Annotated in this window: 8 protein-coding genes; 2 read left to right on the top strand and 6 right to left on the bottom strand. The window is 65.7% G+C overall.

The window, feature by feature from the left end:
• The first annotated feature begins 13 nt into the window (after window positions 1–13).
• Window positions 14–1,942, top strand: a complete 1,929-nt coding sequence (locus tag ACYPYD_RS27120; RefSeq protein WP_459666885.1) for a putative bifunctional diguanylate cyclase/phosphodiesterase — start codon at window positions 14–16, stop codon at window positions 1,940–1,942.
• 2 nt (window positions 1,943–1,944) lie between these two features.
• Here ACYPYD_RS27120 and ACYPYD_RS27125 read toward each other — a convergent pair whose 3' ends face one another.
• A complete protein-coding gene (locus ACYPYD_RS27125; RefSeq protein ID WP_459666887.1) occupies window positions 1,945–2,703 on the bottom strand; it encodes an energy transducer TonB in 759 nt (252 codons plus the stop codon).
• 224 nt (window positions 2,704–2,927) lie between these two features.
• Window positions 2,928–3,944: a polyprenyl synthetase family protein gene (locus tag ACYPYD_RS27130; protein WP_037520943.1), complete on the bottom strand. Its 1,017-nt coding sequence runs from the start codon at window positions 3,942–3,944 to the stop codon at window positions 2,928–2,930.
• Window positions 3,945–4,052: 108 nt separating this feature from the next.
• Here ACYPYD_RS27130 and ACYPYD_RS27135 point away from each other — a divergent pair, with 108 nt between their 5' ends.
• Window positions 4,053–4,367, top strand: coding sequence for a chorismate mutase (locus ACYPYD_RS27135; RefSeq protein ID WP_008832035.1), 315 nt, complete (start codon window positions 4,053–4,055; stop codon window positions 4,365–4,367).
• Between the two features lie 134 nt (window positions 4,368–4,501).
• On the opposite strand, the gene ACYPYD_RS27140 is transcribed toward ACYPYD_RS27135, so the two are convergent.
• The 4 genes from ACYPYD_RS27140 to ACYPYD_RS27155 all read right to left on the bottom strand — a co-directional run bounded on the left by ACYPYD_RS27140 (window position 4,502) and on the right by ACYPYD_RS27155 (window position 7,265).
• Window positions 4,502–4,705, bottom strand: coding sequence for a hypothetical protein (locus ACYPYD_RS27140; RefSeq protein ID WP_008832034.1), 204 nt, complete (start codon window positions 4,703–4,705; stop codon window positions 4,502–4,504).
• A gap of 100 nt (window positions 4,706–4,805) precedes the next feature.
• Complete coding sequence (locus ACYPYD_RS27145; protein WP_231958208.1) at window positions 4,806–6,122, bottom strand: sensor histidine kinase; 1,317 nt, start codon at window positions 6,120–6,122, stop codon at window positions 4,806–4,808.
• Window positions 6,123–6,183: 61 nt separating this feature from the next.
• Window positions 6,184–6,861, bottom strand: a complete 678-nt coding sequence (locus ACYPYD_RS27150) for a response regulator transcription factor (RefSeq protein ID WP_008832032.1) — start codon at window positions 6,859–6,861, stop codon at window positions 6,184–6,186.
• 104 nt (window positions 6,862–6,965) lie between these two features.
• Window positions 6,966–7,265, bottom strand: coding sequence for a PepSY domain-containing protein (locus ACYPYD_RS27155; RefSeq protein ID WP_008832031.1), 300 nt, complete (start codon window positions 7,263–7,265; stop codon window positions 6,966–6,968).
• Window positions 7,266–7,409 lie beyond the last annotated feature (144 nt).

Consider the following 7,409-nt stretch of genomic DNA (forward strand, 5'->3'; position numbering starts at 1 on the left):
AGACGCGCACCCCATGAACGTTGCCGGTCAGTACCCTCTCAGCGTCGCGCAGTATCTGCGCCTGCGCGAGCACATACCACCGCTGTACGGGCTGCTTTCGATCAATGCCGCCGTCCTGGCCTTCACCCATCGCCAGTTGGCGCCAACATTGCTGGTCTACACGATCCCGAGCATCCTGATCGCGGCGTGCGTCGTGCGCATGATCGTCTGGACCCGCCCGGTGAAGCCCGCCGACCTCGAGCCTGAGGCGGTCCGCCGACGCTTGCGCCGCACCCATTTCTTCGCGGTGGCCTTTTCGATGGCCTTCGTCGCCTGGTCGCTGACGCTGGACCAGTACGGCGGCCCTTACGAGCACGGCCACGTCGCCGTCTTCGTCTCGGTAACGGTGCTGGGCTGCGTATTCTGCCTCAGCTTCCTGCCCCGCGCGGCCATGGCGGTCTGCGTCACCGTGCTGGGCACTTTCCTCACCTATTCGCTGTTCATCGGCCATGAGGTGCTCGTCGCCATCGCCGCGAACATCACCCTCGTCGCGATCGGCATCCTCAAGATCCTGCGCGATTCCTACCGGTCCTTCGTCGATCTCGAGACGTCCCAGCGCGACCTCAACAACGAGCGCCAGCAGGCGCAGATACTCGGCGAGGAGAATGCCCGCCTCGCCCAGACCGACGCATTGACGGGGATGCCCAACCGGCGCTTTTTCTTCGCCACGCTGGAAGGCCTGCTGGAGCGTGCCGGACCCGACGACCGCTTCAGCGTCGGCCTCATCGACCTCGACCGCTTCAAGCCGATCAACGACACTCACGGCCATGCCCATGGCGATCGCCTGCTGCAGATCATCGGCGCGCGCATGAACGCCGCCTGCCCTTCCGACGCCATCGTCGCACGGCTCGGCGGCGACGAGTTCGGGCTGATCGTCATGAGCGGGCCGCCCGAGGCCGAACGCGTCGCGAGCGACTTGTGCCGCGCCATCCGCGAACCCGCACGCATCGGCGACATCATGGTTTCCGTCGGCTGCTCCGCAGGCCTTGCCGTCTATCCCGAGACAGCCGCCAGCGCCAACCTGCTGTTCGACCGCGCCGACTTCGCGCTCTACCACGCGAAGAACCACAAGCGCGGCCAGTGCGTGCTGTTTTCGCAGGAACTGGAGCGACTGATCCGCAGCGAGCAGGCACTTGACGCCGCGCTGCAGCTGGCCGACCTGGAGAGCGAGCTGTCGCTGAACTACCAGCCGATCGTGGCGACTGACGATCTCGATACGATCGGCGTCGAATGCCTTGCACGCTGGCACTCGCCCCGGCTGGGCGACATTGCGCCCGAACTGCTGATCGCCTCTGCCGAGCGCGTCGGGCGTGCACGCGACGTCACGCTGACGCTGTTCGACAAGGCGCTCGACGCACTGGCGCGGCTGCCTGCCGGTCTGCGCCTGTCGTTCAACCTGTCGGGCAACGACATCTGCAACCCGCAGACGATCGATGCCCTGCTCCAGCGCATGGCCGCTTCCGCATGCGATCCGCGCCGCGTGCTGATCGAGATCACCGAATCCTCGCTGATCTCGGAGTTCGCCATAGCCAGCGCCGCGCTTGAACGGCTGCGGCAGACGGGGATGCGGATCGCGCTTGACGATTTCGGCACCGGCTATTCCAGCCTGTCCTCGCTGCACCAGTTGCCGCTGGACATGGTGAAGATCGACCGCAGCTTCGCGGTGCGGCTGGACGAGGCTTCCGGCCGCCGCCTGATCACGGCGATTCGTCACCTCGCCCGCTCGCTCTCGCTGGAATGCGTGATCGAGGGAATCGAGACGGAGAACCAGTTGGTCAGCGCAAGGCTGGCAGGGTTTTCGCTGGCGCAGGGCTATTTCATCGCCCGCCCCATGCCGCTGGCAAGACTGCTGGACCGCCTTGCCCATCCCGGCACGGCTCGCTGGGATGCGGTGGCGGGATAGCGTCAGCCCGGACTGGCGCGCACGCCGTAATCGATGCGGATGCGGACCCATTCGCCGACCTGCGGCTTGCCGTTGATGCGCGGCGGAATGACCTGGAACTGCCACGCGGCGTTGAGCACCGCACGCCCGAAGCCCGAACCGCGCGGCGACTCGCCAAGGATCTGGCAGTTCTCGACGTGATAGTGATCGATCGTCTGGCAGGCGACCATGCCCCAGCCCTCGGGCGGAGCATTGGCGGGCATGTAGCCGCCGAGCTGCGCATCGGTGGGCCTGCGGAACCAGTCTGCATTATAGAGCGTGGCGCCGCCCGGCCCCTCGCCGGGGCCGTAAGTCGAGCCGCTGTTGCCGCCGCCCGAGGGGCTGCCGCTGCCCGAACTCTTCATGCCGCCGATATCGGCCGCCGCCATGTCCGACTTGGAGAGCTTGAGAAAGCTGAAGGCGGGTTTCTCGGCCGTCTGGGTCGGCTTCTCGACCGGCTGGACCGGGGTCTCGACCTGAACCTTGGGCTGCTCGACTTGGTCCTTCTCGACCTTCTCCGCCTTCTTGGCGGGTTCGGGAGACTTGGCGCCAGTATCGGCGTCCTCGCCCTCGACGTTGAAGGTGACGGGGTTCTTCGCCTTCTCGCGCAGAGGGGCCACCGCCGTCTGATAGATCGCGATCAGCAAGGCGATCACGATGATCGCCGCCGACAGCAGTGAGGAGATCAGGCGTTGGCGAGGCGAACCGGATTGGTATCCGCCCCTGTCGGCGTAGGAGGGCATGGCGCGCCTCATTAAGCGAGCCGTGCTCGCGCTGCAATTACGGCTTTGTTGCAGAGTGTCGCAATCTCTGTGGACTGTGGCGCTTTCGCCCACCCCGTCCGGCTAGGCAGCCCTTCGACAAGCTCAGAACTGCCAAGCCTCCCGGCCCTCCCGCATGCGGGAGGGCAGATCCGACTTGCTCCCCTCCCGCTTCCGGGAGGGGCTGGGGGTGGGCCTTTTATTGATTAGTAACGCCGCGCAACGGCGAACTCCACCGCCTCGGCCATGGCGTTGCGTGCCTCGCCCGCAGGGAAGCCTGCAATCGCGTCGATCGCGCGCTGAGCGTAAAGCCGTGCCCGCTCGCGGGTCGCCTCGACGCAGCCGTGGCGGTTGATCAGTTCGACCGCATGAGCGAGGTCTTCGTCCTCGGTGCGGAAACCGGCGATGGCGTCCTCCCAGAACTTGCGCTCCTCGGCATTGCCGCGCGCGTAGGCAAGGATCACCGGCAGGGTCATCTTGCCCTCGCGGAAATCGTCGCCCTTGTCCTTGCCCGATTCGCCGACGTCCGAATCGTAGTCGATCGCATCGTCGACCAACTGGAACGCGATGCCCAGGTTGCGGCCATAGGCGTCGAGCGCCATTTCCTCCGCCTCGCTCTTTTCCGCGACGATCGCGGAAATGCGGGTGGCGGCGGCAAAGAGCGCGGCGGTCTTGGAGCCGATGATCTGGAGGTAATGGTCCTCGCTCGTCTCGATCCGGCGCTGCGCGGTCAACTGGTCGACCTCGCCGGCCGCGATGATCGAACTGGCCTTGGAGAAGACCCGCAGAACCTTGAGGCTGCCGTCCTCGACCATCAGTTCGAAGGCGCGGGTGAACAGGAAGTCGCCCACCAGTACCGTCGCCGGATTGCCGAACACGATATTGGCGGCGGCCTTGCCACGGCGCATGTCCGAACCGTCTACGACGTCGTCGTGAAGCAGCGTGGCGGTGTGCAGGAATTCCACGGCGGCGGCCAGCTTGTGATGGCGGTTGCCCTGGTAGCCGCACAGCTCAGCAGCCGCGACCATCAGCATCGGGCGCATGCGCTTGCCGCCGCCCGAGATCAAGTGCCCGGCAAGGGCCGGAATAAGGGGAATCTCACTCTGCATGCGGTCGAGAATGACGGCATTGACGCTGTTCATGCCGGACGCGGTAAGCGCCAGCATGGGAGCCAGGGAGGGTTGCTGCCTGCGCGTCTGCAGGGGGACGATATCTGCGCTCATCGCTGCGCGCTTTGGGCTCAAGGCGACCGCAACGCAAGTGCAAACGGTATCAACCGTGGCCGCAACCGGATTGGCAGAAGTGGGAAACCCGTGCTAGCGGGCGCTGCGATGACTCAGCAGACTTCCTCGACCGTCGGCACCGTCGACCCCGTGCTTGCGGGCTTTCGCTCCAGCATCGACAACATCGATGCAGCCTTGATCCATATGCTTGCCGAGCGTTTCCGGATCACCAAGGCCGTGGGCGAATACAAGGCGAAGACCGACCTTCCCGCCTCCGACCCCGGCCGCGAGGAGCGCCAGATCGCCCGCCTGCGCAAGCTGGCCGAGGACGCGCATCTCGACCCCGACTTCGGTGAGAAGTTCATCCGCTTCGTGATCGACGAAGTGATCCGCCACCACGAGCGGGCGAAGAACGAGGGTTAAGTTCCTCCCCGAGCTTGTCTCGGGGAGGTGGCAGCGACGCAGTCGCTGACAGAGGGGCTGCGTCCTCTCCCCCTCCACCACCGACTTCGTCGGCGGTCCCCCTCCCCGAGCAAGCTCGGGGAGGAATTACCGGCTTACTCTTCCACCAGTCCCTGCAAGCGCGCCATCAGCGTCTGGATGCGCGTCGCCGCCTCGGTGAAGGTCGCGACGTCGTCGCGGTTGCCGTTGCCGCGCGCTTCCTTGGCCGATTCGAGGTAACCCTCGAGATCGACTTCCAGTGCGTCGACCAGCATTTCGATCTCGTCCGAAGTCAGCGGGACGTTGATGGGCTTGCTCATGAATGCTCCTGAATTGGCTATGCGGCGCAGATAGCCGCCCTGCCCGCGACCGCAAGCCGTGACAGGAGCGGTTACCCCGAAAAATGTGCCGGGAAACGTCTTACGCCCCAGTCCGCGGCAGCTTCAGTTTCACCAGCAGCCCGCCCAGATCCTCGCTCTCGTCTAGTTCGACGGTGCCGCCGTAAATCTCCACCACATCGCGCACGATCGCAAGCCCCAGGCCGGTGCCGGGCTTTCCGGTATCGAGCCGCGCGCCGCGATCGAAGATACGGGTGCGCTCGGCCTCGGGGATGCCCATGCCGTCGTCCTCGATCCAGATTTCGCAGAACCGCTCGTTCTTCGCCGCATCGACGGTGACGAAGACGCTGCCGCCGCCGTACTTGGCCGCATTCTCGATCAGGTTGCCGAGCATTTCCTCGAGGTCCTGCTTCTCCATCGCCACGATGGCGTCGTGGTTACCGTCGAGATCGAGGCGGGTCTGGTCGTAGAGCCGCTCGACCGCGCGCATCACCGCCTCGAGGCTCGGCCAGACTTCGGCACGCGACTGGCCGACGGCGCGGCGGCCGACGGCGCGGGCGCGGGCAAGGTGATGATCGACCTGACGGCGCATCACCGCCGCCTCGCGAATCACGGTGTCGGCAAGGTCCGGCGCCTGTGCCGTGGCGGCGTTCATCACCACCGTCAGCGGCGTCTTGAGGGCATGGGCGAGGTTGCCCGCATGGGTGCGCGCCTCCTCCGCCTGCCGCTCGGTATGGGCGAGCAGCGCGTTCAACTCGTTCACCAGCGGCTCGACCTCACGCGGGAGCGGATCGTTGACGCGGCTGGAGCCGGTGGTGCGCAGCTTCTGGATCGCGCGGCGCACATGGCGAAGCGGAAACAGGCCGTACCATGTCTGCATCCCCGCCATCAGCAACAGGCCGACGCCGAGTGCGACGAAGCTGTAAACCAGGATCGAGCGGATCATCTTGATCTGGTCGTCGAGGTCCTTGCGGCTGGCCGCGACGGTGAACATCCACTTGGCATCGCTGCCCGGCAGGATGATCGAGCGCTCCATCACGCGAAGCGGCTCGCCCTCGAACTGGAAGCTGTCGTAGACGTGGGTTTCGGCGTCGAAATGGCCGTCCGGCACGTTCAGGCTGCGATCCCACAGCGAGCGCGAGGGAAAATCCTCGTGCCCCTTGGCGCGAATCTGCCAGTAGAGGCCGGAATTGGGCTCGAGGAACCGCTGGTCGCCCAAGGGACGCAGGAAGAAAACCTCGCCGTCCTGCGAAATCTCGGCCGAGCCGATCATGCCGGTCAGCATATAGCCCAGCTGTTCGTCGAAGTTGCGCGTGACGATGCCGGTGACGGTGTGGTCGAGCGCCAGTCCGCCCGCGAGCAGGAGGAAAGAGATCCACCCCGCCGCGATCAGCATCATGCGCCGCGCGAGCGAGCCGGTACTACCGGCCCGCTTCACGGGCGCCTGAGATGGGGCGGCGTCAGCCGCGGCCGGGTTCGGCGGGATCGTCGAGACTGTATCCAAGGCCGCGGATCGTCGTGATGACATCGGCACCCAGCTTCTTGCGGATGCGCGTGACGAAGACCTCGATCGTGTTCGAATCGCGGTCGAAATCCTGATCGTAGATGTGCTCGATCAGTTCGGTGCGGCTGACCACCTTGCCCTTGTGGTGCATCAGGTAGGACAGCAGCTTGTATTCCTGCGCGGTCAGCTTGACCGGCTCGCCGGACAGCGTGACGCGGCCCGAGCGGGTGTCGAGGCGCACCGGCCCCGCCGTCAGCTCGCTGGAGGTATTGCCCGAGGCGCGGCGGATCAGCGCGCGCAGGCGGGCGATCAGCTCCTCGGTCTGGAACGGCTTGGCCAGATAGTCGTCGGCGCCGGCATCGAGGCCCGCGACCTTGTCCGACCAACTGTCGCGCGCGGTCAGCACCAGCACCGGGAACGTGCGGCCCTCGCGGCGCCACATGCCCAGCACGGTCAGTCCGTCGATCTCGGGCAGGCCGAGGTCGAGGATCACCGCATCGTAGTCTTCGGTGGAGCCGAGGAAATGCCCATCCTCGCCATCGGCGGAGAGGTCCACGGCATAGCCGTTCTGCTCCAGCGTGGTCTTGAGCTGGTTGCCCAGGGTGGGCTCATCCTCGACGATCAGGATGCGCAATGTACCGTCCTCCTAACATGAACGAGGTTGAGATGGGCCGAAAGGGTGAAACGGTCAAGCAACAGGGCGTCGCTAAGTTCCCGGCCCGTTCCCGTACGAGCGCTCTAGCGCGACTGGCCGATGATGCGCCCCGTCCGGGCATCCACATCGACGAAATATACCTTCCCGTTCTTGATGAACTTGAGGCGATAGGTCATCGCCGCCGGGTCGTACTCCGGCCCGATGTACTGCATTCCCGACATGCGGGGCAGCACCTCGCGCTCGATCTCGCGCGGGGGCAGCACGTTGCCGGCGCGGCGCTCGCGCCGCAGTTCGCCTTGCTCGCCGCCGGAAGCATGCGCCACCGGAACAATCAGGGCGGGAAGCACGGCCAGCGCCGCAAGGAGGGTCGAAATCCTTTTCATCACGGCTTCGGTGCCTAAAGTTGAAGGCTTGAACAAGTCCTGAATGTGGCGGGAAGGTGGCAGACAGGTTTCCGGTGTGGCCGATGGGCAACGCAAACCTGATCCTCCCTGTCGCGCAGCGATGGGGAGGTGGCAGCCCGCAGG

Source organism: Novosphingobium sp. 11B (genome assembly GCF_054589055.1).